1 protein-coding gene is annotated in these 547 nt (G+C 63.6%); it reads left to right on the forward strand.

The features are described from left to right. Window positions 1-142 precede the first annotated feature (142 nt). The gene (gene tnpB / locus AB3X96_RS42590; protein ID WP_368594424.1) at window positions 143-481 is read left to right on the forward strand and encodes an IS66 family insertion sequence element accessory protein TnpB; all 339 of its coding nucleotides are present in this window, start codon (window positions 143-145) and stop codon (window positions 479-481) included. Window positions 482-547: the final 66 nt, after the last annotated feature.

Consider the following 547-nt stretch of genomic DNA (forward strand, 5'->3'; position numbering starts at 1 on the left):
TTGTACCGCTGCCACTTGAGACGCGAAACACGCGTACAACTGAGATTCGCGTCGAGGTGCGTCGCGCGGACCAGTCGATCACGGTTAGCTGGCCAACCTCGGAGGCAGCGCAATGCGCCGCGTGGCTACGCGAGTGGCTCGCATGATCCGCATTGACCAGGTGTGGCTGGCAGTTGACCCGCTGGACATGCGGGCCGGCTTTGATACGGCACTGGGTCGGGTAATCTCCGTGTTCGGCGCCGCGCATCCGCACCATGCGTACCTGTTCGCCAACCGGCGGGCCAACCGTCTGAAGGTGCTGGTACACGATGGGATTGGCATCTGGCTGGCAGCGCGACGGCTGAATCAGGGGCAGTTCACCTGGCCGCACGCTGGTAGCGAGCCAAAGCAACGCGCGCTCACACAGGAACAACTGGCCGCTCTGGTGGTGGGTTTGCCATGGCAGCGCATCGGCGCGGACGGTGTGATCCGTGTCGTTTGAGGACGTTCGGTACGTATACGGTCGCGCTTTCGCGCTCTCCGGGGTTCTGGCAGACTCGTCTGCATG

This window comes from Paraburkholderia sp. BR13439 (assembly GCF_040948805.1).
Lineage (GTDB): Bacteria > Pseudomonadota > Gammaproteobacteria > Burkholderiales > Burkholderiaceae > Paraburkholderia > Paraburkholderia youngii.